A 24,027-nucleotide genomic window follows, 5' to 3' on the forward strand; every position below is an offset into this window, starting at 1 on the left:
CCTTTGTAATGTTGTATGTAACATTGTACCGTTTTATGTCAAACAAAATTCCTTATCGATGTACTATTTTTCCCGGCTTGGCCATATATGTAGTAACAAAAACGATCACGGGGGAATTGAACATGGACAAGCAGACAATGGCAGATAAAATAATGGAAACAGTTGTAAACGGTTTGGCAGTCATAGTGATGGTTGCCGGGATTCCTTACTTCCTGTTTATTTTATATCAATTTCTATTATGGTAATTAGCCATCATTTGTAAACGTTTTACAACCGTTTCCATCATCTGTTTATACTGTTCATCGTGAAACCATTCATATAGGAATTTGTAATCGTTATACATATCAAGCAGCTCATCAATAGATGGCAACTTTGCCGCCTCTTCCGCAGAAGAAAGAAGAGCATATGTTTTCATTGGTGCAGATAGAACAATATCTTGTATGAGAATAATAGAAGTTTCTTCATCATCCGCTAGCGGGATCATATCTTCCATATGGACTTCAATTTCCCAGCCGTCGATTAACCGTTGTAATTCATAGATCGTTTCTTCCCATCCCTCCCCATGATAACGGTAAATTTCCGTGCGCACTCCAACCACTTTAAATAAATGGTCGCCGTAGTCGCGGACGCGGACAATTTCACCCAAGAAAAACGGCAGCTCCACTTCTATTTCTTCTGTAATCCATAAATCGCCGTCAAAGTCGGATAACAATACTAACATATGTTCCATAAATAAGCTGCGGCTATGGTTAATTTCATATAAAAATGTATCATTGATTTGTTGAATGTCGGTAATCGTGCCAACCGTTCCGTACAGTGTGTTTACGACAATATCCCCGACCGAAAATTTTGGGCGCTTTGGGCCACTCATTCATATCCCCCCACCTAAAGCAGTGATAATACATTATATGCATATACCAATGAGTGGACACCTTAAGCGCCGCGGAAAAACATATGACAGCGCTTTCACGAAAGGGCGGAAGCAATATTATGCCTCCTGTATAAATTGTTCCCAAAGCTCATCAAATACGATCATGCTGTCTAAATAATCACCGTTTAGCTCCAAATACTGGCTAATTTCGTCATAATCTGCCGATGATTTCGGAAAACTATGATCATAATACGCTCCATTGGCAAAGCGCACAAACGGGTCTTCTCTTTTGCCGTCACGGAATTTCAATAAATAACGATAAAATGATCTTGCCATCTTTCCCCATCCTCTTCCTTCCTATTTCTTTGTTGTCATTTTAATGAGTTTTTTTCATTTTGTGAAGCATTTTTTCTAGAAAAAATTAGGAATACCACTCCTTCCCGTTTCTAACTCTTCTTTGTATTGAAATAGTACGCACTAGAAATCGTTTTCATGAGAAAAAATGATAAAAAAGACGCTTTCATTGCTTTTTTTCCTCATTGTTGCGCAATAATGCTTTTATGAATCCATATTGCCGCTTGTGCGCCTTCGCCCATGGCGATCGTTACTTGTTCGGAATGAACGCCGATGTCGCCCGCCGCCCAAATGTTAGGGACATTGGTTTGTTTCGTGCGCGGATTAGTCGGAATGTGTTTATTTTCTAATCGCTCTACGCCAAGCTGTTTTGCTAAATCCGTATTGACTTTGTTATGGCCAAAGGCAATAAAACCGCGCTCCGCGAAAATTTCGTTGCCGTTTTGCAGGCGGACACCGGAAAACTCTGGACCTTCCTTGACGAGCACGGATGCAATCGGCTCGCGAAGGTAACGAATCCCTTTCTCCTGCAGCTGTTTCTGCCATGTTGCTGATAGCTCTTCGCCGTCGTGATTAATATAAATAATGTCTTTCGTCCAATATAACAGCGTTATGGCCATATTGGCCCCGGCAGTGCCCGCGCCAAGCACGATCACTTTTTTATTGGTGACTTCATATCCGTCGCAGTCCGGGCACACGTAAACGCTTGTCCCTAAACATGGAATCAGATTTGGAATCGGCGGAATCCGGTCTTTTACCCCTGTTGCAAACAGCAGGCGCTCGCTTTCATATGTATTTCCGCTTTTTCCGAACAAAACAAATACGTTGCCTTTTTTCTCGGCGGCGATTACTTCATCATCGGCAAAATGCACGCCGTATTGTTCCGCCTGCTTTCTTCCAAGCGCACGCAGCATCTCCCCGCTTACCCCGTCCGGCCAGCCAAGCACGTTATGGTACGCACGGCAAAGGGTAGAACGGCCGTTATTGGCGTCAATTACCAAAACGCGGTGACGGTAGCGGCCGAGTTGAATCGCCGCCTGCAATCCAGCAATTCCTCCCCCGATAATAATGCATTCATACATGTTGTTTCACTCCCGATTATCGCTTTTATCTTTTATTGTCTGCTGCTTGTTCCTATTCATGCATAAAAAAACGCTGTCTCCATATACAGGAGACAGCATTGATAAACTAGGAGCAAATCGTTTGCTCTTCTGCAGAAAAATCAATTTCAAAGCCGAGATCTTCGAGGATTTGATAATCAGCCGATTTCTCTTGACCGGCTGTTGTCAAATAATCACCGACAAAAATCGAGTTAGCCGCATATAAGCCGAGCGGCTGCAGCGAGCGCAAATTGACTTCACGCCCGCCGGCGATGCGGATTTCTTTCGTCGGGTTCATGTAGCGGAACAAAGCCAGCACTTTCAAGCAGTAGCGCGGATCCAATTCATTCGTTCCTTCAAGCGGCGTCCCATCAATCGCATTCAAAAAGTTGACTGGGATCGAATCAGCATCAAGAACACGCAAGCTCCGCGCCATATTCACCACATCTTGTTTTGTTTCTTTCATGCCGATAATGACGCCCGAACATGGAGAAATGCCCGCTTCTTTCACTGTTTCCACCGTTTGCACACGATCATCGTATGTATGGGAAGTCGTAATGTTCGGATGATGTTCTTTCGACGTATTAATGTTATGGTTATAGCGGTCGACTCCCGCTTCTTTGAGGCGCGCCGCTTGTTCTGGCTTTAAAATGCCAAGGCAAGCGCAAACTTTTAGCCCAAACCGCTCCTTAATTTCTTTGACCGCGGAAACGACGGTATCGATTTCTTTTTCGCTCGGACCGCGGCCGCTCGCGACAATGCAGTACGTGCCAATGCGCAGGCGGTATGCTTCTTCCGCGCCGCGCAGGAGCGTTTCTTTATCGACCATTTTATAGGTTTTCACCGGCGCCGTTGAAACGGCGGACTGGGAGCAATATCCACAGTTTTCCGGGCACAGCCCCGATTTGGCGTTAATGATCATGTTAAGTTTCACTTTGTTGCCGTAATACGTGCGACGAATGCGATACGCCCCTTGCAACAACAGCAGCAGCTCTTCATCCGGACAGTCTAAAATCGCCAGCGCTTCTTCATCGGTCAGTTCGTAGCCTTCCAACACGCGATCGGCTAATTCCAGCCAATTTGCCATTTTTCCTCTCCCCTTTCCACATCGTTACATTTATCGTAGCGAAAGGGGAGTTAAATTGTCAACTGAAATTTTATTAAGGTTAACTATTAATTCCATACTTTATATTGCTTCGATCAGTTTTATCGCCTTATTCAACATTTCATTTCCCTCCTTCTCCTAAAGTGGTTGTTCGAGCAAACGAACGATCGTATAAAAAAGGATATGCGTCCATGCGGGACAGCATATCCTTTACTATTATTTTGTTAATTTTTCTACGATATCGCGGGCGATCCATACGCCGCAGGCGCTCGCTTGAGCGAGGCCGCGCGTAATGCCGGCGCCGTCGCCGCCGACGTACAAGCCGGAAATTTCCGTCTCAAACCGGTCGTTTAATTTCGGGCGCGCTGAATAAAACTTCGCTTCGACACCGTAAAAGAGCGTATGTTCCGAAGCGAGCCCCGGTGTGACGTGGTTCAGCGCCTCTGTCATTTCGATTAAGCTTTTCATCGTATTGTATGGAAGCACAAGCCCTAAATCACCGGGCACCGCTTCTTTCAATGTCGGTTCGATAAATCCTTCTTTGATCCGTTTTTCCGTAGAACGTCTGCCTTTTAAAATGTCGCCGTATTTTTGCACGATGATGCCGCCGTTCGATAAAGCGTTAGCGAGCCGCGAAATTTCATGTGCGTATTCGTTCGGCTTATCAAACGGGTCGGAAAATTTGTGTGATACAAGAAGCGCAAAATTGGTGTTGTTGCTGCCAAGTTTCGGATCTTTATAAGCGTGGCCGTTTGCGAGCATAATGCCGGAATGGTTCTCAACAACAACGTGCCCTGACGGATTGCTGCAAAACGTGCGCACTTGCGTCCCGACCGACGTGTTGAAAATAAATTTTCCTTCGTACAAATGTTCATTAATCTCTTCCATGACAATGTTTGATGTTTCGACACGCACGCCAATGTCGACTTGATTGTTGATCATGCGCAAGCGGCGTTTCCGCAATATTTTGCTCAGCCACACCGAGCCGTCGCGCCCCGGTGCGATGACGACTTTCTCCGCCGTCAGCGTTTCGCCGTTTTTCAGGATTACACCTGTCACGCGATGCCCATCGTTCGTTTTTTCCGTAATAATATCATCCACTTCCGTTTTAAAACGCATATCAATCCGCTCATGTAAATATTCAAAAATGCTTTTTAAAATTTCTAAGTTTTGCTCCGTCCCCAAATGGCGGACATAGGCGCGCAAAAGCTTCAGCCCAGCGGCGTAAGCGCGGCGCTCAATTTCTTTCACTTTTTCTGTCATTGGATCGGTAATCGATGTCGTCGCCCCGTGTTTTAAGTTAATTTCATCGACATAACGGATCAATTCCAGCACAGTGGACGCCGGCAAATAATCGGTCATCCAGCCTCCGAATTCACTAGTGATATTAAATTTGCCGTCCGAATAGGCTCCGGCCCCGCCGAAGCCGTTCGTGATCGAACATGCCGGCACGCAGCCAGCGTAATCTTTTTTGCCGGCTGGCGGCGGGCACTTTTCAATCTTTTTCTGAAGAATCGGACAATTACGCTTGTATATATCGTGTCCTTTATCAATTAACAGGACGTTCGCCCCTGGAAGTTTCAACGTTAATTCATAACAAGTAAAAATGCCTGCCGGGCCTGCGCCGACGACAATGACATCGTAATGGCTCTTCATCTGTCAATCCCCCACTTCCCATATTCCATTTGTAACTATATCAATTATTTTCCTACTCGTCAATATAAAATACGAACTTTCTATAAATGATATATAAATAATGTTCGTTATTTTACTATCTTGTTTTTACAGACAAAAACTGATAAGTTGATAAAGTAGCAAAAAAGAGAGGAGGAAATCAATGCGGTTTTTCGTAAAAAATTTTGTCAACGGCGTCATCACGATTGTTCCAATTATTTTAGCGGTGTACGTATGCTATAAAGTTTTCGCCTTTTTAGACGGGCTGCTTGGCAAGTATGTGCGTCCGTACTTGCAAGACGATTACATACCAGGGATCGGCATTTTATGTACGATCGTTCTTATCACCGTCTGCGGCTGGCTGTCGACGCAATATATTAGCGGCCGAATTATTCGTCTTCTTGACCGGTTGCTAGAAAGCATTCCGCTCATTAAAACCGTTTATTCCGTCATTAAAGATACCGTTTCTTCGTTTGTCGGCGAAAAACGGTCTTTTTCCAAAGTTGTGCTCGTCACCTTGCCAAAAACGGAACTGAAATGCATCGGCTTCATTACATCCGAGGAAGTGGAAAGCTGGCTCGATCCGCTCAAAGACCACGTTGCCGTCTACGTTCCCCAGACGTTTCAAGTGGCAGGCATCACTTTTTTAGTCCCAAAAGAACAAGTAGAGGTCATTGATATGAAGCCGGAAGAAGCGATGAAATTTGTGCTTTCCGGCGGAATGGCATCATCCAAAAAGAAAGGGCTGCCTGACACATAACAGGCAGCCCTTTTGGCGGTTAAAAATATCGTTTTTTCCAGAAAATAAGCGCGGTAATAGTTGACAACGAAGCAGCAATCATCATCGCCACCATAAATGCATACGGCGAATGCTGATACGGAATCGGCACGTTCATGCCGTAGAAGCTCGCGACCATCGTCGGCAAGGAAATCACAATCGTAATCGCTGTTAAAAACTTCATTACAATATTTAAGTTATTCGAAATGACCGAAGCAAACGCGTTCATCGTTCCGCTTAAAATGCTGCTGTATACTTCCGCCATTTCAATCGCTTGTTTATTTTCAATAATGACATCTTGTAGCAAATCTTGATCATCTTCATACATGCGCAAATAATTCAGGCGTAGCAGCCGCTCCATGACAATATTGTTCGCCTTCAGCGATGTCATAAAGTAGACTAAGCTTTTTTCCATGCTGAGGAGCGAAAACAATTCTTTATTTTTCATCGACTGATGCAATTCTTTTTCAATTTCGCTCGTTCTCCGGTTAATTTGTTTTAAATAGCGCAAATAATAAGTAGAAATCACATATAACATTTGCAAAGCAAAACGCGTCTTCATGAACGTGTAAAAGTTTTTAATTTTGTTTTTCGAAAACTCCTCGAAGATCGGGTTTTGCTGTAGACAAACTGTTATAAAGCACGTATTCGTAATAATCATGCCGATCGGAATCGTTTCATACATTGGACCATCAACTTCATCATTTGCGGGAATCGGAATATCAACGATAATCAATACGTGATTATCTTCTTTTTCTACACGTGAACGTTCCTCATCATCAAGCGCGTCTGTGATCGAGTCGATTGGAATATCAAGATGATTAGCAATATAACGGATTTCGTCTTCCGTTGGCGCCACCAAATTAATCCAGCAGCCATTTTTAATTTCATCGATTTCCTTCATTTTTCCGTTTACATCCGATAAATACATTTTCATCATACGCATCCTTCCTCCTTTTCACCGCGAGGAAGTTTGCGCTTCTCCTTTTCCGATCGGAGCTCGCTTTCGTACGATGAGTAGCTGCGACGATCGAAAAAGAAGAAGACAAAGCTCCCCGCTATATTCCGGCTCTGGTTCGCTCGAACTTCGACTACTCATATACGAAAACGTCACTCCTTTCAAAAAAATACTCCTCGATTAATAATAACGTTGAATGACGTATTTGTATAGTAGTTTACCAAAGAAAAAAGCAGCCTACTGGCTACTTTATTCACTGGCTGGCGTGGTGTTAAAAAAATCGCGTTCCTTTTTTTCTTTTCTGTCATGATCGGATTGTTTTTTCGTTTTCTTTCCCATCAGCCCATCCGATTCGTAGCTTAAAGGAAATGGACGTTTTTTCTCCACTTTTTCCCCTCCTCATTTTGTTTTCTCTCTTTACTTTTTGTCAACGAGAAGCAGTTTAATCAAAAATGTCACGAAATGTTCATGAAACTTTTTACAATAAGGATATCGTTTTTTATAATATTAGTTGAGGAGGAGAAATAATGGACATTATCATCACACCAAAGGCATTGGATTGGTTTAAAAAAGAATTGGATTTGCAAGCAGGAGATGCTATCCGCTTCTTTGCCCGCTACGGAGGATGCAGCACCGTACAAAAAGGATTTTCTCTCGGTATAGCAAAAGAAGATCCGATAGAGCCAGTTGCACAAACAACGGTTGATGGAATTACTTTTTTTGTAGAAGATCAGGATATATGGTATTTTGATAATCACAACTTCACTGTTGACATAAATGAAGAAACAGATGAACCTATGTTTATTATTAACTGAACCTCTGCACGACTAAAGTCGGCAGGTTCTTGTGTACTAAAGAGCTTCGTCTATACCTTCGTATAGACACTCCCTCTTGTTCCACAAGACTTTCATGGACGAACATAATTCGAATAATTTTATCATTCAGTCACTTTATCCTGATGACTAATGTCACGGGCTTTCGTGGCAGTTATTCTTGTAAAAAAGCTAGCGTGTTTGGCAAAAACGCTAGCTTTTTTTGATGACGGCGATCGTACAGCGGGAAACGCAGACAAGCCGCTCCTGTTCATCGACGATTTTTATATCCCATACCATCGTTGTTTTGCCGCGGTGCAGAACCGTCCCCGTCGCCGTGACAGTGCCACTGCGGACGGCGCGGACGTGATTGGCGTTGATTTCCAAGCCAACGACGCTTTCTTTTTCCGGATCAACGAGCGCATAGGCGCCGAGGCTCGCCACCGTTTCCGCCAACGCTACGGAAGCCCCGCCGTGAAGCAACCCAAAAGGCTGATGGGTACGATGGTCGACCGGCATCGTCGCGACGACGCGTCCCTCGCCGATTTCGATAATTTCAATCCCCAATGCTTCGAGTAATGTTCCGTTTCCAATCTCTTTTAAATTCGTCAAATCCATCTTTTTCCTCTCCCCTTATCGACTATAAATGAAACCTCTGCAAATGTTCTGTCAGCCCTTCTTGCTGCAAAATTTTCTTTTGTGTTTTCCCGAGCAGATCGAAATGGGGAAACTCGCCGCGGTGATGGATCCATTCTTTCCGCAATCCGTATTGTTTCCCCCAGGCTGCCAGTTTTTCAATATCCGAACAGCCTACTTTTGTCACGCTCGTGTATTCCGGAAACCGCTCATCATACCAATAATGCGTTAAAAACGCAATTTCTCCTCTTTTTACTTTCTCCTTCCATTCCATTAACTCCTGCCTGCGAATACCAAATGCCATTGTATGTATCTCCTTTACTTTTTCGCCCGTTCATACGCTTCGTGCCAATCAGGAAAATATTTGCGGATGACAATCGGGCGAAAAGTGTCACGTTTAACGCAAACGTGCTGCGATTTTCCCGTTACCGCTATTTCTCCATCCGGCGTCAAAATTTCATACCCATAGGTGACGCGGATGCCGTCATAGGCGTCAATCCAAGTGCGAACGGTCGCCGTTTCCCCGTAATGAAGCGGTTTTTTGTAGGAAACTTGCAGATCGATAACAGGAGAAATAATTCCTTCTTTTTCCATATCGGCATAATGAAATCCTAACTGTTTAATAAGCTCCGTTCGTCCTACTTCCATCCAGACGAGATAATTGGCATGATACACGACTCCCATTTGATCCGTTTCCGCATAACGCACTTCAATTTGTTTTTCGGCTATTTTCATGTCTATCTCCCTCCGTGTTCTTCCTCCATCCGCATACAACTATATCTTACCATATTTAATATTCGATCCATTGACCTTCTCCCCTTTTTTTACATATTTTCATTTCCGACGTTCTATATCGTTTTCGAAAAAAGCAAACTTCTTGCCAGGTTATAATAAAAAACGGAGTTGCCCAAGCATAAAGGGCAACTCCGCGTAGTTGATGATTATTGATAGCCGTTTTCACGTGCCGCTGCTTCGTCTTTAATTTCGGCACGCATTGCCGCAATCGCCTCTTCACGGCGTTTATTTTTTTCGCGTATTTTTTCCCGCTCTTCCGGGGAAGCAAACTGCATCGTTTCCTCTGCCTTTTCAATATTTTCAATCGTGTTTTGGACCATATCTTGCAATTTTTCTACGTTGTCGCTGCGGTCATCCGGTTTCGGACGATGAGACATCACGCTTCCTCCTTCGTGCTTGTTATTCGATGTTTATGCTTTATATGAACAATCGATTATTCGCCTTTTGTTTGAATTACTTGAGCATGTTGTCCGGATTGGTCTTGCATTTGTTTCCCTTTATTTCCTCCAGCAGCACGAGGCTGTGTGCCTAGATGGTTCGGATTGAAATATTTTGGGTTTCCTCTCGGATTGCTCATGAACCTCGCCTCCTCACCATCTAGTCTGTCCGCGCGGATGACCGCTATGCATGGCTTATTCTGCTTTTTTAAGCATGCGTTCTTCCAATTTTTTTTCGATTTTCTCCATTGCTTCGCGGTCATTTAATAATTGGCGTTTATTTTCCATAATTAATTCTTGAAATGTTATTTTTCGGGTTCTTCTCATCATTTAACCCTCCTCTCACTTCTTATTTTAATTTCATTCATTCCCAAAAAAGATAAAAATTATTACAACTTTTTGAAAAATACCTGTTAACTTTTACTTTTTCCACAATAAAAAGCACCTTTCGCTTGAAAGATGCTTTTATTGGCGGAGCGGCCCAGTGATTTCTTCCATCTGCTTATACGTCATCGGGCCGATCACTTTTTTCCGGATTACCCCATTGCCATCAATAATATACGATGTCGGAATCGTTTGAATATGATATTTTTTTAATACTTTTTGTTTTTTATCCAGCACCACTGGAAATGATAATTGATAGTCGTTGATAAAGTTTTTTACATTTTCGACCGTATCTTGCGATGTTAAATGAACGGCAAGCAAGCCTACTTCAGAATGGTAATGTTGATAAAACTTTTCTATATCGGGCATTTCTTTTTTGCACGGCGGGCACCAAGTCGTCCAAAAGTTGACGATGACTGGCTTCCCACGGAAATCAGATAAATGCACCGTTTCACCGGTCAACGTCTGCAAAGCAAAATCGGGAGCAACATCCCCGACCGATAGACCAACTTTTTTTGTTTTTTCTGCCGCGAGCGCATTCCAAATGCCGTACCCGGTAACGGCGAGCAGTAATAGAATGGCAATAAATTTCCTCATCTATTATTTCCCTCCTGCTTCAAGCTTATTTCATTCTCCTCCGGTGAAACACGACCTTGTTTTTCATCCAAATAAGTAAACGAGGTAGAACATTGCATCCGTCAACACGCCCTTGCTACGTTTTATTTAAACATAAAACGGCACAGAAAAAAAGCAAAAGGGGTGTCCAATCAGACGCCCCTTTCCGCTCAGCGGATATTTTTATGTTCGTTTTTCATTTTTTTCGTTTCTACCTCGGCATAGGAAGCAAATTCGCTATTCCATTCTTGATTAAATCCGTTTTTTTGTTTGGCGTTATTGTTTCGCTGTGCATTGGCATTGCCAAGTTTGGTACGGCCCATGTGAAGTCCCTCCTTTTTGTAACAGGGGTACATCCATAGTATCGGCCCGCAAGCAACAAATATACTGCTATTTTTCTCCTAACGCAATCGGATGATCCGGATACGAAATCCAGTCGCTCCAGCTTCCGGCATATAAACGGACATTTGTATAGCCCGCTTCTTTTAAGGCAAGCACGTTTGGACATGCCGTTACCCCTGAACCGCAGTATACGATAATCGGGGCGTCTTTGCGAAGGAAAGCAAAACGCTGCGCCTGTTGTTTCGGATTTTTCCAATATCCGCCATCCATTATCCCATCTTTCCAAAACATATGAACCGCTCCCGGAATGTGGCCGGCAACAAGGTCGATCGGTTCTTCAATTCCCGCGTAGCGCTTCCATTCGCGTGAATCAATCAAAACGGCTGAACCTTTGCGGACGGCGCGGCGCACATCATCAACGGTCGCCAGCCACGACGGCTGCAGGCGCGGCTGAAACGAACGCGGCGGTACTGCCGGAATTTCGGCGGTGACAGGATAGCCTTTTTCTTTCCATTGTGTATAGTTCCCATCGAGGACATAGACGCGCTCATGCCCAAGATAGCGAAGCAGCCACCAGCACCGCGCGGCCATCGCTCCGTCTTGATCGTCATAGGCTACGACCGTCACCGTTTCATCAATGCCGGCCGCACCTAATTTTTCCGCCACTTCTTCCACAGATGGAAGCGGATGGCGGCCGCCATGGTTGGAAACCGGCGCCGACAAATCTTTTTCTAAGTCAAAATAGAGAGCGCCAGGAATATGGTCTTCGATATATTCCGCCAATCCGCGCTTTGGGTCGTTTAAATAAAAGCGGCAGTCGATGATGCGGACATCTTCCTTGTTAAGCCGCTCCGCCAGCCATGCTTGTGAAACGATATGCTTCATTTTGCTTCCCCCCTACTTTTTGCTGCGCTCCACATACTCCTTGACCATTTCTGCCGTCACATATTTCCGCACCGGTACTGTCCCTTGTTTTGCCAGTTCGTTTATCTTTTTAGTCACCGCGTTAATTTTTTCGACTGTAAACGGCTGCCCGTTTTGGCAAAGCATCACGGCTTCCTCAATATAGCGCTCCCGCTCTTGTTCGAGTTCGGCAAACCGCTTAAGGATGGCATGCTGCTTTTGCAAATGGGCGGTAATCGCTTGGTGCACTTCAGTCATAATGATCTTCCTTTCGCATTTCTTTTTCCATTAGCTTTCGCACCTTGGGCTTTGGCGTCCAGCAGTTGAATTGGTAATACGGCTTCGTTTCATAGCCAAGCCGCTGACAATACGTATAAAGTCCTTTTTTCGTCTTTTGCATTCCGTAATGAATGCACGTGGCGCACGCGTGAAACCGATTCATCCCATCTCCCCTTTTTATACGCCTAATAGCGTCCATGCCAACTCATCAAGCATGCGGACATCGAGCGGCTCCCCCGCCGGCAGCGTTTCAATGACCGACAAATCAACGTCAAGAAGCGATTCTACTGTTTCCGGCGCAAACAGGCGAACATCTGTCTGTTCTCCTTGTTTGGCCAGCTTCAGCCGCTCTACAAGCTCGCGTAGCGACGCGTCCCCGTCGACCAATTCCGCAAGCGGAAGCGGCGGCAGCGTACCGCGGCGCACGATCCAGCGAAACATAAGCGCGCCGCGCAGCGCCTGTACATACGTTTTTATATATGCATTTCGCTCCATTTCTTTTTTTGTGAGAGTATGAATATTTTTTATTGCCAGCCAATGGTAATGATGGGCCAAAACTCGTAATGAGTAATGTTTACCAATCATTTCCTTCATTTTCGTGTAAAAGAAATCGTCCTTTGCGTAAACGATCGGCGTCGAGAACCACTCATACAGCGATGGATTGGATTTGCGAAGCAGCTCCAGTGCCTTAAAAATATCCCAACTGTGCCATTCATACGGCGGGGCGGAATGGCTCCACGCCAAAGACGGTTTGACAACCGATACATACGCGCGGACCGGTTTCATCGTAATCAGCCGGATGTCATAATCGCTCGATGGCGTCTCCATTCCATAGGAGCGGCTCCCTGCCTCACACGCATACAATATGCGGACCGCTTGCTGTTTTTCGATCGCCATCAGCCCGCGTTCGATGACCTTGTTCATCCTCGTTCCTCCAATATACGAGCTAATTCGGCTTCGCATTGGCGCAGCTGGCCGATATCGAGCGCATCCGTTAACGCCGTGTATAGACCCGTAAAATGATCGTCAACTTGGCGGGTTAAAACGGCGATTAGCTCATCGATTGCCGCTTTATATTGCCCTTCGTAAGCGGAAAGCAGTTGTTGCTTTTGGGCGGCAAGGTATTCATCGATTGGCTGCTGCAGTTGTTTTTCGATTTCCTCTTTCATTACCCGCTTTTCGTCCCGCTCAAAAAACGATTTCGCGTTTTTATACAGCGATAATGCTTTTGCAAATCTTGACCGGTCCATGTGCTCCAGCCCGTTGCTAAATTCCGGTGTAACAAAGGAAACAGCCTCTAAATTGGAAAGCGGCATCCCTGGATGAATCTGTTCCATCTTATGGCATGCATCAGCAAATTGATCTTGAAGCCGCTCTTTCAAAAACTTCTCCACTCGTAAACTCGTCGCCCGCATTTCTTGTGCCAAGTCAAAACCTACCGAATGCAGCAACTCTTCGAGACACATGTTTAAAGCGCGGCGGATATCGCGCCCGTCATCCCTTAAGGAAGCCGGGTTAAACGCTTCTTTAAACCAGTCGTTAAGCCGCAGCGATACGCGCTGTTTGACGTAATACACAAGTTCATCTGTTTCCTGGATCAGCGCCTGCCAATCGTGCCCGGCCGCTATCTTGCCGAGAATATCATGCATTTTTGCTTGTTCCGCTAGCAGCGCCTGCCGTTTGGCCGCTTTTTCCTTCCCGCTTTTTTGCGCGGCATGGATGTATTCCACTATCGTTTGATGCATCCGTTCGATTTCCGCATAAGCGCCTTGAATCGCCACTTCCATTAACTCTTCGGTTATAAAGCGCATAAAATCTTTCTCAAACGTGCCAATGCCCGATTCGGTTAAAAAGCCGTATTGCCCTTTCGTTGGACTGCCCATTTTCTCCTCCAAGGCGAAACGGCTTGACAGCGCGTAAAGGCGCGGAAAACGGATGCCAAAGCGGGAAAGCTGGTCTTTCATATACGCCAAGACAGCGTCCAATTCCTCTTTAGAGCGCGCTAAGTCCGCGGCATTGACGATAAAAAACATTTTATCAAGCGCAAAGGTGTCTTTGACGCGGCCGAGCTGGATTAAAAATTCGCGGTCTGCCTTGGAAAACGCATGGTTGTAATACGTAACAAATAAAACCGCATCGGCGTTTTTAATATAATCAAACGCCACACCCGTATGGCGTGCATTAATTGAATCGGCTCCAGGCGTGTCGACCAAGGTGATCCCTTGGCGGGTAAGAGCGCAGTCGTAGTACAGCTCCACCCATTCAATAAAACAGGCGGTCGCTTCATCGGCCACATATTTATAAAACTCATCAAGCCCGATGCGGAACGTATGGCCGAGCCGCTCTTTCATGCGCTCATAACCGGAAAGAACCGCGCGGAGAAATGCATAGTGTGGCTTTTGGTGCGGCTCCACTTTTTCTAAACCTGCTATTTTCTGGCACATCGTCCATGCTTCTTCCCACGTTTCCGCCTCCTGCTGAAAATAGCGGAGCGACGCCTGGATGTCAGAAAACAGCTGTTTGCTGTTTTTTACTTGCACTAGGGCCGTGCCGTGCGGGTTCGCTTCGGTTGGCGGCGCAATTTTATTAATCGTTGCCGTTGTCGGGTTCGGCGATGACGGCAGCAGCCGTTCGCCCATCAGCGCGTTAGCAAACGATGACTTGCCGGCGCTGAACGCGCCAAAGAGCGCGACAGTAAAGGTGCGGTGTTGCAATCGTTTTGCTTTCTCAATTAAGGATGGGACAAACCGGTTCATAATGCCGATCGTTTCGATTGTTTTTGCCGTTTCTTCGAGATGGTGTACCGCTTGCTGCACTTTTTTGCGCGACGATCCAATTGGCCGATCGAGCGCTTGCTCTGAAACGGATGGCGGCTGTTTTTCTTCCGTCTGTTTGGAAGCAAGCGCCGCCGCTTCATGCCGCTGCTTTCTCATAACAGGAAGTTCGGTCAGCTCGACAAGTCGCTTTTCATCAATGTCTTCTCCACAACGGTCCGATGCAAGCAAGTTCATTAGCTTCTGCCGCCGTTGTTCCCGCTCTTCGCTGCGGCAAGACAGCTCACAAAGGACTTCATACTTTTCTGTTTCTATAGCCAGCCGCTTTTTTAACTGACGGCGTTTTTCTCCCGCTTGTTCCTTCCATTTTTCTAGCAGCGCGGCAAACAACTGCAGCGCCGCATCGCGATACCGCTTTTTAAGCTCGTAGGCGACATCATTCGTATAGTTTAACACCGCCTCCCCGGTCACCCCGGCGCCTTTTTTGACGAGACTTGTCAGCATTTCCGCCTCCCATGTCACCGTCCATTGCTGGCAATCACGAAGCAGTGTGAGGTCATCGATGGCGTGTTCTTTGCTAAAACGAAGCAGCAGCTGGCGTACGTACCATTCGATTTGCGCCACCGCTTTTTCTTTTACATTTTCATAAAACGCCTGCAATCGCTTTTCACGTTCCTGTTCCGTTTTCGCCTTGGCAAAGAAAAGGCCGATTTTAAAATCCGGTTGCATCGATTGTAAATATGCTTTTGCCAGCTCCCTTGTTTCAAACGGCATGATGTAAGCATGTTCCAATATTCCGTCCAGCTCGCGGCGAAAGTCCTCTTCTAGCTGATATGGGGCTGCGTCAAGCTCTTCCAGCTCCGCTTGCAGGCGCGCCAAGCTTTCCTGCGCCGCTTTCCCTTCCGCTTCCGCGCCTCCCAGTTCGGAAAGCCGCATCCGCAGCGCTTGTTCCTGCTCTTCGTCCCGTTCCTTCAGCCAACGAACATGCTCGTCGACAAGCCGCTTTAGCGCCGTTTCCACTCCATACCGCAGCCGGCCGTCTTTGTCGCGAAATAGCGCATGCAAGCAGTGTACCAGTTCGTTCCATTCATTATATGGATGGTCTGGCTCCTTTAACGAGGTAACAAAAACGCGCTCCGCTTTTACTCCCCAGTCGCGAAACGCTTCTTCCACCGACTGGCGAAAGGTGTGAAACGGCAATTCCTGCTCGCGGTGTTTATCAATTTGGTTCACAATAAGGTATAACGTCTTTCCCCCGTTGGTTAGTTCTTTCGTGAACTGAAAATTCAACTCCGCCTGCACATGGTTATAATCCATCATATAAAACACAACGTCGGCTAAATGCAGCGCCGATTCGGTGGCAAGCCGGTGGGCATCGTCAGTCGAATCGATTCCCGGCGTATCCATCATTACAATGCCGCTAGGAATGCGCGAAGTCTGCCGGCTTACTTCAATTAATTCAATCGCATCCCCGTCTTTGCATTGGGCGCGAATCAGCTCCTCATTGTACGGCGGGTCGTATTCGACCGGCGGCTCGTGTCTATAAAAAACACGCACATATTCTTTTCCCGATTTCACCTTTACTAAGTTGGCGCTGGTTGGAATCGGGCTTGACGGCAATAGCGGCTCGCCAAGCAGCGCGTTGATCAAGCTCGATTTGCCGGCGGAAAAATGGCCGCAAAACGCGATCACAAATTCCCGTTTTGCCGTTTTTTCCAACAGCTGCCGCACTTTTTTCGCGTTCGTTTCATCGCCGTCGGCGATGAATATGTCGTATATATGGATCATTTTTTGCAGCCATGGTGTTAGCGGCGTTTGCCCTGTCAGTGAACTCATGTACAATACCCCTCACGCGTTAATATCGTATACATTCATTTTACTGTATTTACACACTTTTCCCAACAAAAAAATAAAATGTCCCGTCTTTTACTTAACGGGACGAAACGGGAAAAAGCGGGGGCGCGCCGCGAACTGTTCGCCATAATTCGTCAGCGACCTTAACGCCTCTTCTTCGGCGGCAATGCGAATCGCTAGCATGATTCCATTGACGATCGAGAAAACGAGCGCCGTCCAATAGGCCTGAAACATAAAAGGAATGAGCCATATTTCCATCGTAACAATAAAATAATTTGGGTGGCGGATCCAGCGATACGGACCTTTGGCAACGACCGGTGCATGAGGCAGCACTAATATTTTCGTATTCCAAAAGCGACCAAGCGATGATAGCGTCCATATCCTCAATCCTTGCACGATGAGAAACAAACTAAAAAGAAACGGCCACCATGGAGAAGGTTCTGCCCCCTTCCATAATGACTCGGCCGCAAACGAAAGCAAAAATAAGACGTGCATCGCTACGATCCATGGATAATGGCGCGCGCCAAACTCTTTCGCCCCCATCGCTTTGACGATCCGCTCATTTCGTTTCGCGATGATGAGTTCTATAACGCGCATGCCGACAATCCACAGCAAAAAAAGGTAAAACACGGTTGTTGTCACTCCCATCTGAGCAAAATCATTTCCGCGCTAAATCCCGGGCCGAGCGCCACCATCAGTCCGTAATCGCCTGCTGGGATCGGCTGTTTCATAAAGCGCTCGAGCACGACGCAGACGGTAGCCGAGGACATGTTGCCGAACTCTTTCAGCACCTGGAAGGATATGTTGGTTTTTTCTTTATCGATGCCAAACGCCGCTTCATACGCCTCAATGACTTTTTTACCGCCCGGATGAACAATAAAATGGCTGATGTCGTCAAACGCCAGCCCGTGCTTCTGCAAAAACGACTGCACTCGCGGCCGCAGCCACGTGTGAATGAGCGAAGGAATATCTTTCGAAAAAATGACGAACAGGCCGTTATCGCGGACATCCCAGCCCATCACATCTTCCGAGTCCGGCATCAGCGCGGATTGCGTGGCAATAATATGCGGCCGTCCTGCTTCACCGGCCGCCTCGTCGCCGGCAATGCATACGCACGCCACTCCATCGGCAAACAATGAGGTGCCGATAAAATTGCGTTTCGAATGATCGTCCGGCTGAAACGTTAAACTGCAAAACTCGGCCGCGATGACCAGCACTTTCGCCCGCGGAAACGCCAGGCAATATTCATAGGCGCGCGCAAGACCCGCCGCTCCCCCCGCACATCCCAATCCCCAAATCGGAATTCGCTTCGTATGCGGCGAAAAAGGCAACATATTCATGATGCGTGCTTCCATGCTCGGAGTGGCCAGCCCCGTCGTCGAAATATAAAAAATCGCTTCGATTTCGTCGTATCCGATCGGTTTTGACAAAAACGCCGCGTTGTTAAGGCATGTTTGAACGGCTTCACACCCGTAACGAAGCGCGCTTTCTATATATAAATCATTTTTTTCGGAAAACCGATGCCGCTTTTGGTACCAGGCAAGCGGCTTTACAAACGATCTTGACTCAATTTCTCCGTTGTCGAACACATGGAGCAGGCGGTCGATATGGGGAAAGCTGGAGGAAAACAGCCGCTTGACATATTGCTTCGTTTCTGCTTGGCTTACTTTATATGGCAATGTCGCCGTTCCAACCGAAAGAATCGCCGGCATAAAAACACCTCTCTTTCCATTTCCTTTACCGTTATTTTGTTACTAACGCCGGCATCGTATGCATAAACAAAAAAAGAGCGGCCATATTGTAACGGGTTTACTCCAGGGAGGGAAAATATATTAAAAAATACACTAAATAACAAGGTAATTAGCAATACATTTAACACAAAAATACATATAAATCGCAAAAAAACGCGCGGATTTTCATTCCGAGCGTTTTTTTTGAACTAATAGCAATGTGTTTTTTATAAATTCCCCTCAAATGCCTTTGTGAACACTTTCAAATTCCTAACTCCTGTATCAAACGCTGAAATGTATAAAACGCCGGTTTCGGAGTATAATCATCCCGCATGATGCCAAATTGATGAAAGAGATCATCTTTGGAACTGTCTGCATCCCTGAGACCAAAAAGCTCATAATGTGTGATATTGAGTTCTTGACGTAGTATATAAATTGTCCGTATGATCGTCTCTAGTACTTCAGATTGATGTTCGTAAGATCTGTCTTTGCCTGTAAAGGGGTTTTTGCCGGTAGGCCATCCGTTTTCTGTAATGCGTATAGGGATGGAATCGGGTATGCCAGCTGTCTTGAGATTCACTTCACGAAAACGGCGCAACAGGTGCTCGACGGAAGCCGGAATTTTTTCCAAAGAGAGCGGTGGTTCAAATACATCTACATAAAAATTATGTGCGACATAATCCAATGAATTCACGAATTCCTCTCCACCAAGTTCGGCAAGGTTTTCCCAGAAATGCGAAACCACCTTCGGACCGATATCCGGTACAGATCCAAATCCGATATCCACTTGAACATTCGCTGCTTGCGCTTCCTCTTTTGCTGCAATAACCCCCTGCACCAATAGTTGCAGGACGTTAGGGTTCGCTCCGTCCATAAAGGCCAAGTTGGGTTCGTTCGTAATTTGCAGTGAATCAATATAGGAACCATACTGTCTAATTATTTTCCTAATAAGCCCGAGCCAGTGATCCATCTCTATGTTCGGAGCCAAAGAACCTACTACCAAGTCTCCCATTAATCCCAAACGCACATATTTCTCCACGATCGATAAGAGTTTCTCTTCCGAATCAGTCGGTCCCGTATAAACGAGATAAATTCTCAGTAACAGCGATTTAGATTCTCCTCGAAGGCGTTTTAATGCCTGTTGAATTTGCTCATAGTTGTCTTGAGGTCCGACAGCTAAACCAGTGGGTGTACCGGCCACACTAAGCGGATATATCCCAAACTTCAACCCGGATGAATACATAAAAACACTCCTTTTTCTTCTTACTGTGTTGTGATAAATTGAACAATAAATATATGTTTATTATCTACATAGAAATAATAAATATATATTTACCTTTTAATTCGTTATATACCTAATTTGAATAAAAAAGATAAATATATATTTACTTTATAACCGATCTAATAATAAATTATTATTTACTTCATTGTCAACAGGATTTTGAAATACAGAATTCAGAATGAATATGAGCGTGTTATCCCTGAGTTTCCTGTATAAACACGAAATGACTTGAGTTGCCTATGTGGTTTCTCAAGTCATTTTCCATTTACTGGGATATGATACCAAAATCGACCGATGCTCCCTCTACCCCTACTAAATTGATTTTAACAAAGAGTAAACGTTTGTATCATATGGAACACCATTTTGATACATATAACTTCTCAGAACCCCTTCTTTTTGAAAGCCTAGTTTTGTTAGTAATTCATTAGATGCTTTATTTTCAAGAAAAACAACTGCTCCAATACGAGTTAAATCAAGTTCTTTAAATCCATATGATATAACTGCAGAAACAGCTTCGGTTGCATATCCTTTTCGCCAATACTTTGGATGAAGCTCATAGCCTATCTCCGCTCTCTTATGTTTAGGAGACCAAGCGTTAAACCCGATTGTTCCGATAATCCCTTTCTTACCTTTTATTTCTATTCCCCATCTAATGCCACGTTTTTCTTTGTAGTTCTTTGCAAAAGACTCAACAAGCTCTTCTGCTTGCTCTATGCTTGTTAAAGGGTCTAGTCCATAATAACGTGTCACATCGCTATTAGAAAAGCAATCGAAGATACCTTGGGCATCTTCTTTAACAATTTCTCTCAATAGCAGTCTTTCTGTTTCTAGTATTGGAAACATTCTCCCACTCCTTTTGGTATAAAACTCAAATTTATTCTCTACTTTACAGTAAAAGTAGACAAAAATAACCTTTTCTTTCTTCAATAGACTGCCCCTATAATGGAATAACCTTTACAAAAATATTAACATAAAATTTCATATTATCTCCAAAAAATCATCCTATTATGACAGGAGGATGAATTAGCTGAGGAAATAATATCACTCACCAAAATAACAATCATTTTAGTATATAAATTAGCAATCATTTTAGCACATCAATTTTTTCGGTGACAATCATGATTACCATTTTGCTAATCCGTATGTGAATTTAGTTGCGATTTTATACACCAAAACAATAAAAATGTTGATATACTAACAAAAATTAAAAGACCAATTCTAATGCGAATTGGTCGGAGGAATTGCTGTTGTTACAGACATAAAATTATTTAGGCACGATGCTCAGTTAGCCAATTGTAGAGCATCTTAGCCTTATCGGTTCGACCCATTAACAGATATGCCTGATACTCGTATTCTAAGTTTAAAACCGGAAGACACATCCCCCTGTAGGTGATCTTCTCGATGATCGAATGCAAGGGAGGCGTAGGAAGCCATGAACCCTTCGAATCGCATTTGTTTACTTCTGTTTTCTGCTACATTTCTGAATGCTGCCCTCTTCCGTTTTAATAAGAAATAAAAAACGTCATCTCCATTTCCCTACCAACATGATAAGAAAATGTAGATGACGTTTTAACATATTTTCACTTTAATATGTTGGATAATTTAATTTAAAGAGGATTATGACACTTGTTGTTCACGGAGTGACGGAACAGATTGCACTCTTTTTTTCGCTGGTAACACGTTAAACAAAATGTTTAACACGATCGCAGTGAGACTGCCGGCGACGATGCCGCTGTCCGTTAAAATGCGGATACTTGCCGGAAGTTCGGCGAATAAGTTAGGGACAGCAGTCACCCCAAGCCCCATGCCAACCGAGCAGGCAATGATAAATAAGTTTTCTTGCGACGTAAATTCAACTTGGCTTAACATTTTAATTCCATAGGCAATGACCATGCCAAACATCGCCAGCATCGCGCCGCCGAGCACTGGCGCCGGAATAATCGTCGCGATGGCAGCGATTTTAGGAACCAATCCGAGCATAATCAGCATGCCCCCCGCCACATAAATGACGCGGCGCGTTTTAACTCCCGATAGCTGGACAAGTCCGACATTTTGCGAATAAGTCGTATACGGAAATGCATTCAACAAGCCGCCAAGCACCATCGCCAGCCCCTCGGCGCGGTAGCCACTCGCCAGATCGTTATCCGATAATTTTCGGGAGCAAATATCACCAAGCGCAAAATACACGCCGGTCGATTCGACTAAACTGACGAGCGCGACTAAAATCATGGTCAAGATCGCTGTGGCGTTGAACGTCGGAGTACCAAAGTAAAACACGTGCGGCAGGTGAACCCAGGAAGCTTCGGCCACCGCGCTCACATCCACTTTCCCCATCAATGCCGCCGCCAGCGTTCCGATAACCATACCGAGCAAAATGGCAATCGAACGAACAAACCCGGTAAAGAAGCGGTATAAGATGACAATCAGCACGAGCACGCCAAACGAAAGCGCAATGTTACTGATGTCACCGAAATCCTTTGCCCCCTGCCCGCCGGCCATATTATTCATCGCCGCTGGAATGAGCGTCAGTCCGATAACGGTAACGACCGAACCGGTCACAATCGGCGGAAACAGCACGCGCAGCTTGCTGAAATATTTGGCAATGATTACGACAAACACTCCTGCGGAAATAATCGCCCCGTAGATGGCAGACAACCCGTATTGCTGTCCGATCGCAATCATCGGGCCGACCGCCGTAAACGTACAGCCGAGCATAACCGGAAGGCCGATGCCGAAAAATTTGTTTTTCCACACTTGTAATAACGTCGCAATCCCGCACGTAAACAAGTCAATCGCCACTAAATACGTAAGCTCCTGTGCCGTCAAGTGCAGCGCCCCGCCGACAATAAGTGGCACGATAATCGCTCCCGCATACATAGCCAGCACATGTTGAACTCCCAATGAAAATATTTGCAACGGTTTCATTCGCACATCACCTCTTCGATCAATTTCACCGTTTTGCCTTGCAGCGAGGCAATTCGCGCCAATGACACAACGCGATAACCGCGGGAGCGAAGCAGCTGCCCGCCATCTTGGAACGCTTTTTCAATGACAATGCCGATGCCGGCGACATACGCTTTCGCCTGCTGCACGATGTCTGTAAGACCTAATGCCGCTTGGCCGTTTGCTAAAAAATCATCAACAATTAACACGCGGTCTTCACAGTCAAGCAGCGTCTGCGAAACGAAAATTTCCGTTTCTTCTCGTTTTGTAAACGAATATACGCTCGCTTTATATGTGTTTTCCGATAGCGTTACCGGTTTCCGCTTCCGCGCCACAAGCAGCGGAACGTTTAACTCATAAGCAGTCATCAAAGCCGGGCTGATGCCGGAAGATTCCAGCGTCAGCACTTTCGTAATCCGCTCATGGCGAAACTCATTGGCAAAATGTTCACCAATTTTCTTCATCAACTGCGGATCGACTTGATGGTTTAAAAAGCGATCCACTTTCAACACATGCTCTGAAAGCACTTCTCCTTCTTCCTTGATCTTTTCGATTAATTCGCGCATACCGTTCCCCCTCTAAATAAAAAAGCTTAAAAAACACTGTCCTCACTCATTCCATGAGTCAGGCAATGTCTTTTAAGCCAAAACAAACGAGACAAATGCCCATTATCCGGCATTTGCCGACAATTCCGTTCTGACATTGCCACCCATAGTCGGCCGATTTACGGTCGGCCGGTAGAGACTTGCAGGCCATATTCCTGCAATTATATGAGTGAGTCAGCATGATGAAGTTATTTGCAGTATACCATGTTTTTTGGCGTTTGGAAAGCATTTTTGATATATTTACGAACATTTTTTATTACAAAGCTTTTATTGTTCGTATAATAATCAACACTTATCATTAGCATCCGAATGATGATGATTTTCTTGCTAATAAGAAATCGAATCGCGGTGTCTGCCACCATCGGCCGAGGGCAAGTTGAGGCCGCCATTTGCCGCAGGATGGATCCGATTACTTTTGTTCTCCTGCTATGACGGAAGCGGCCGTTCACAATATTTTCACATTTCTCCTCATCCTATGTGAGAAAAATCACTGTTATATCAATTTTTTAAGATTATTATAGTGATAAAGTAAGGAATGAACAATTTGTGAACTAGTAAAATTCACCTACCATTTTACAAACGATTTTGTATGATGAAGTTAGAGATGAGTTTTTCTGGGAGGAGGTATAGAAGATGGCAAAACCAGAATTGCATCAAACAAAAACAACCACAAAAATGAAAGAGCAAGAAACACCATTAAAAGGCACGCTTGCTTCTGTGTTCTTGCTCGGGTTTTTCATCATTTTCTCATGGGTTAGTGTTTATTTCTTATTCTTGCATCGCATGTAGCTATAAG

30 protein-coding genes and 1 riboswitch are annotated in these 24,027 nt (G+C 45.2%); of the genes, 4 read left to right on the forward strand and 26 right to left on the reverse strand.

Going from position 1 to position 24,027, the window contains the following annotated elements; translation table 11 throughout:
• The first annotated feature begins 122 nt into the window (after window positions 1-122).
• Entirely contained in the window at window positions 123-245 is a 123-nt protein-coding gene (locus AC1WMD_RS07210; protein ID WP_494256486.1) for a hypothetical protein, read from the forward strand.
• Here the strand turns inward: AC1WMD_RS07210 and yodN are convergent.
• The 5 genes from yodN to AC1WMD_RS07235 form a co-directional block, all read right to left on the reverse strand.
• Window positions 227-871: a germination protein YodN gene (yodN, locus tag AC1WMD_RS07215; protein WP_043904954.1), complete on the reverse strand. Its 645-nt coding sequence runs from the start codon at window positions 869-871 to the stop codon at window positions 227-229. The two genes, AC1WMD_RS07210 and yodN, sit on opposite strands and share 19 nt — an antisense overlap.
• Before the next feature lie 117 nt (window positions 872-988).
• Window positions 989-1,207, reverse strand: a complete 219-nt coding sequence (locus AC1WMD_RS07220; RefSeq protein WP_043904955.1) for a YozE family protein — start codon at window positions 1,205-1,207, stop codon at window positions 989-991.
• 200 nt (window positions 1,208-1,407) lie between these two features.
• Window positions 1,408-2,307 carry an NAD(P)/FAD-dependent oxidoreductase gene (locus AC1WMD_RS07225; RefSeq protein WP_043904956.1) on the reverse strand — a complete coding sequence of 300 codons (900 nt, stop codon included), beginning with the start codon at window positions 2,305-2,307 and terminating at the stop codon, window positions 1,408-1,410.
• A 106-nt stretch (window positions 2,308-2,413) separates the two neighbouring features.
• Entirely contained in the window at window positions 2,414-3,412 is a 999-nt protein-coding gene (bioB, locus tag AC1WMD_RS07230; RefSeq protein WP_494256487.1) for a biotin synthase BioB, read from the reverse strand.
• 234 nt (window positions 3,413-3,646) lie between these two features.
• On the reverse strand, window positions 3,647-5,086 hold the full coding sequence (locus tag AC1WMD_RS07235; RefSeq protein ID WP_043904958.1) for an NAD(P)/FAD-dependent oxidoreductase: 1,440 nt from the start codon (window positions 5,084-5,086) through the stop codon (window positions 3,647-3,649).
• A 181-nt stretch (window positions 5,087-5,267) separates the two neighbouring features.
• Here AC1WMD_RS07235 and AC1WMD_RS07240 point away from each other — a divergent pair, with 181 nt between their 5' ends.
• Entirely contained in the window at window positions 5,268-5,864 is a 597-nt protein-coding gene (locus AC1WMD_RS07240) for a DUF502 domain-containing protein (protein ID WP_043904959.1), read from the forward strand.
• Between the two features lie 19 nt (window positions 5,865-5,883).
• Here AC1WMD_RS07240 and AC1WMD_RS07245 read toward each other — a convergent pair whose 3' ends face one another.
• Both AC1WMD_RS07245 and AC1WMD_RS07250 read right to left on the reverse strand, forming a co-directional pair.
• On the reverse strand, window positions 5,884-6,822 hold the full coding sequence (locus tag AC1WMD_RS07245; RefSeq protein WP_043904960.1) for a magnesium transporter CorA family protein: 939 nt from the start codon (window positions 6,820-6,822) through the stop codon (window positions 5,884-5,886).
• 267 nt (window positions 6,823-7,089) lie between these two features.
• Window positions 7,090-7,227: a hypothetical protein gene (locus tag AC1WMD_RS07250; RefSeq protein ID WP_186003852.1), complete on the reverse strand. Its 138-nt coding sequence runs from the start codon at window positions 7,225-7,227 to the stop codon at window positions 7,090-7,092.
• A gap of 140 nt (window positions 7,228-7,367) precedes the next feature.
• Between AC1WMD_RS07250 and AC1WMD_RS07255 the strand changes: the two genes are divergently transcribed.
• The gene (locus AC1WMD_RS07255; RefSeq protein ID WP_043904961.1) at window positions 7,368-7,655 is read left to right on the forward strand and encodes a HesB/YadR/YfhF family protein; all 288 of its coding nucleotides are present in this window, start codon (window positions 7,368-7,370) and stop codon (window positions 7,653-7,655) included.
• 210 nt (window positions 7,656-7,865) lie between these two features.
• On the opposite strand, the gene AC1WMD_RS07260 is transcribed toward AC1WMD_RS07255, so the two are convergent.
• From AC1WMD_RS07260 to AC1WMD_RS07350, 19 genes are all read right to left on the reverse strand, one after another.
• Complete coding sequence (locus AC1WMD_RS07260) at window positions 7,866-8,270, reverse strand: hotdog fold thioesterase (RefSeq protein WP_494256489.1); 405 nt, start codon at window positions 8,268-8,270, stop codon at window positions 7,866-7,868.
• Window positions 8,271-8,292: 22 nt separating this feature from the next.
• Window positions 8,293-8,592, reverse strand: a complete 300-nt coding sequence (locus tag AC1WMD_RS07265; RefSeq protein WP_494256490.1) for a hypothetical protein — start codon at window positions 8,590-8,592, stop codon at window positions 8,293-8,295.
• Between the two features lie 14 nt (window positions 8,593-8,606).
• Window positions 8,607-9,023, reverse strand: a complete 417-nt coding sequence (locus AC1WMD_RS07270) for an acyl-CoA thioesterase (RefSeq protein WP_043904964.1) — start codon at window positions 9,021-9,023, stop codon at window positions 8,607-8,609.
• Between the two features lie 206 nt (window positions 9,024-9,229).
• Window positions 9,230-9,460, reverse strand: a complete 231-nt coding sequence (gene tlp, locus AC1WMD_RS07275) for a small acid-soluble spore protein Tlp (RefSeq protein ID WP_043904965.1) — start codon at window positions 9,458-9,460, stop codon at window positions 9,230-9,232.
• Window positions 9,461-9,516: 56 nt separating this feature from the next.
• A complete protein-coding gene (locus tag AC1WMD_RS07280; protein WP_043904966.1) occupies window positions 9,517-9,660 on the reverse strand; it encodes an acid-soluble spore protein N in 144 nt (47 codons plus the stop codon).
• Window positions 9,661-9,715: 55 nt separating this feature from the next.
• Window positions 9,716-9,847, reverse strand: coding sequence for an FbpB family small basic protein (locus tag AC1WMD_RS07285; protein ID WP_017437392.1), 132 nt, complete (start codon window positions 9,845-9,847; stop codon window positions 9,716-9,718).
• Between the two features lie 138 nt (window positions 9,848-9,985).
• Window positions 9,986-10,501 (reverse strand): redoxin domain-containing protein, encoded by a 516-nt coding sequence (locus AC1WMD_RS07290; protein WP_494256492.1) that lies wholly within the window; start codon window positions 10,499-10,501, stop codon window positions 9,986-9,988.
• 188 nt (window positions 10,502-10,689) lie between these two features.
• A complete protein-coding gene (gene ypzF, locus AC1WMD_RS07295) occupies window positions 10,690-10,842 on the reverse strand; it encodes a protein YpzF (protein WP_166909330.1) in 153 nt (50 codons plus the stop codon).
• Window positions 10,843-10,909: 67 nt separating this feature from the next.
• Window positions 10,910-11,746 carry a sulfurtransferase gene (locus AC1WMD_RS07300; RefSeq protein ID WP_494256494.1) on the reverse strand — a complete coding sequence of 279 codons (837 nt, stop codon included), beginning with the start codon at window positions 11,744-11,746 and terminating at the stop codon, window positions 10,910-10,912.
• Window positions 11,747-11,758: 12 nt separating this feature from the next.
• Complete coding sequence (locus AC1WMD_RS07305; protein WP_043904969.1) at window positions 11,759-12,022, reverse strand: YpbS family protein; 264 nt, start codon at window positions 12,020-12,022, stop codon at window positions 11,759-11,761.
• Window positions 12,015-12,206, reverse strand: coding sequence for a hypothetical protein (locus AC1WMD_RS07310; RefSeq protein WP_043904970.1), 192 nt, complete (start codon window positions 12,204-12,206; stop codon window positions 12,015-12,017). The genes AC1WMD_RS07305 and AC1WMD_RS07310 overlap by 8 nt, the downstream gene beginning before the upstream one ends.
• 14 nt (window positions 12,207-12,220) lie before the next feature.
• Complete coding sequence (locus tag AC1WMD_RS07315) at window positions 12,221-12,967, reverse strand: nucleotidyltransferase domain-containing protein (protein ID WP_494256496.1); 747 nt, start codon at window positions 12,965-12,967, stop codon at window positions 12,221-12,223.
• Complete coding sequence (locus AC1WMD_RS07320) at window positions 12,964-16,653, reverse strand: dynamin family protein (protein WP_494256497.1); 3,690 nt, start codon at window positions 16,651-16,653, stop codon at window positions 12,964-12,966. The genes AC1WMD_RS07315 and AC1WMD_RS07320 overlap by 4 nt, the downstream gene beginning before the upstream one ends.
• Before the next feature lie 90 nt (window positions 16,654-16,743).
• Entirely contained in the window at window positions 16,744-17,268 is a 525-nt protein-coding gene (locus AC1WMD_RS07325) for an isoprenylcysteine carboxyl methyltransferase family protein (protein WP_494256694.1), read from the reverse strand.
• 41 nt (window positions 17,269-17,309) lie between these two features.
• The gene (locus AC1WMD_RS07330; RefSeq protein ID WP_494256498.1) at window positions 17,310-18,383 is read right to left on the reverse strand and encodes a type III polyketide synthase; all 1,074 of its coding nucleotides are present in this window, start codon (window positions 18,381-18,383) and stop codon (window positions 17,310-17,312) included.
• 280 nt (window positions 18,384-18,663) lie between these two features.
• Window positions 18,664-19,644, reverse strand: a complete 981-nt coding sequence (locus AC1WMD_RS07335) for a glycoside hydrolase family 17 protein (protein WP_494256500.1) — start codon at window positions 19,642-19,644, stop codon at window positions 18,664-18,666.
• Between the two features lie 351 nt (window positions 19,645-19,995).
• Window positions 19,996-20,526 carry a GNAT family N-acetyltransferase gene (locus AC1WMD_RS07340; protein WP_043904976.1) on the reverse strand — a complete coding sequence of 177 codons (531 nt, stop codon included), beginning with the start codon at window positions 20,524-20,526 and terminating at the stop codon, window positions 19,996-19,998.
• A 774-nt stretch (window positions 20,527-21,300) separates the two neighbouring features.
• Window positions 21,301-22,608: a nucleobase:cation symporter-2 family protein gene (locus tag AC1WMD_RS07345; protein WP_043904977.1), complete on the reverse strand. Its 1,308-nt coding sequence runs from the start codon at window positions 22,606-22,608 to the stop codon at window positions 21,301-21,303.
• Window positions 22,605-23,192: a xanthine phosphoribosyltransferase gene (locus tag AC1WMD_RS07350; protein ID WP_043904978.1), complete on the reverse strand. Its 588-nt coding sequence runs from the start codon at window positions 23,190-23,192 to the stop codon at window positions 22,605-22,607. The genes AC1WMD_RS07345 and AC1WMD_RS07350 overlap by 4 nt, the downstream gene beginning before the upstream one ends.
• A gap of 126 nt (window positions 23,193-23,318) precedes the next feature.
• Window positions 23,319-23,420: riboswitch (purine riboswitch) on the reverse strand.
• A gap of 444 nt (window positions 23,421-23,864) precedes the next feature.
• Here AC1WMD_RS07350 and AC1WMD_RS07355 point away from each other — a divergent pair.
• Window positions 23,865-24,020 carry a cytochrome c oxidase subunit 2A gene (locus AC1WMD_RS07355; protein WP_043904980.1) on the forward strand — a complete coding sequence of 52 codons (156 nt, stop codon included), beginning with the start codon at window positions 23,865-23,867 and terminating at the stop codon, window positions 24,018-24,020.
• Window positions 24,021-24,027 lie beyond the last annotated feature (7 nt).

The organism is Parageobacillus sp. NEAU-HV-2 (genome assembly GCF_059115485.1).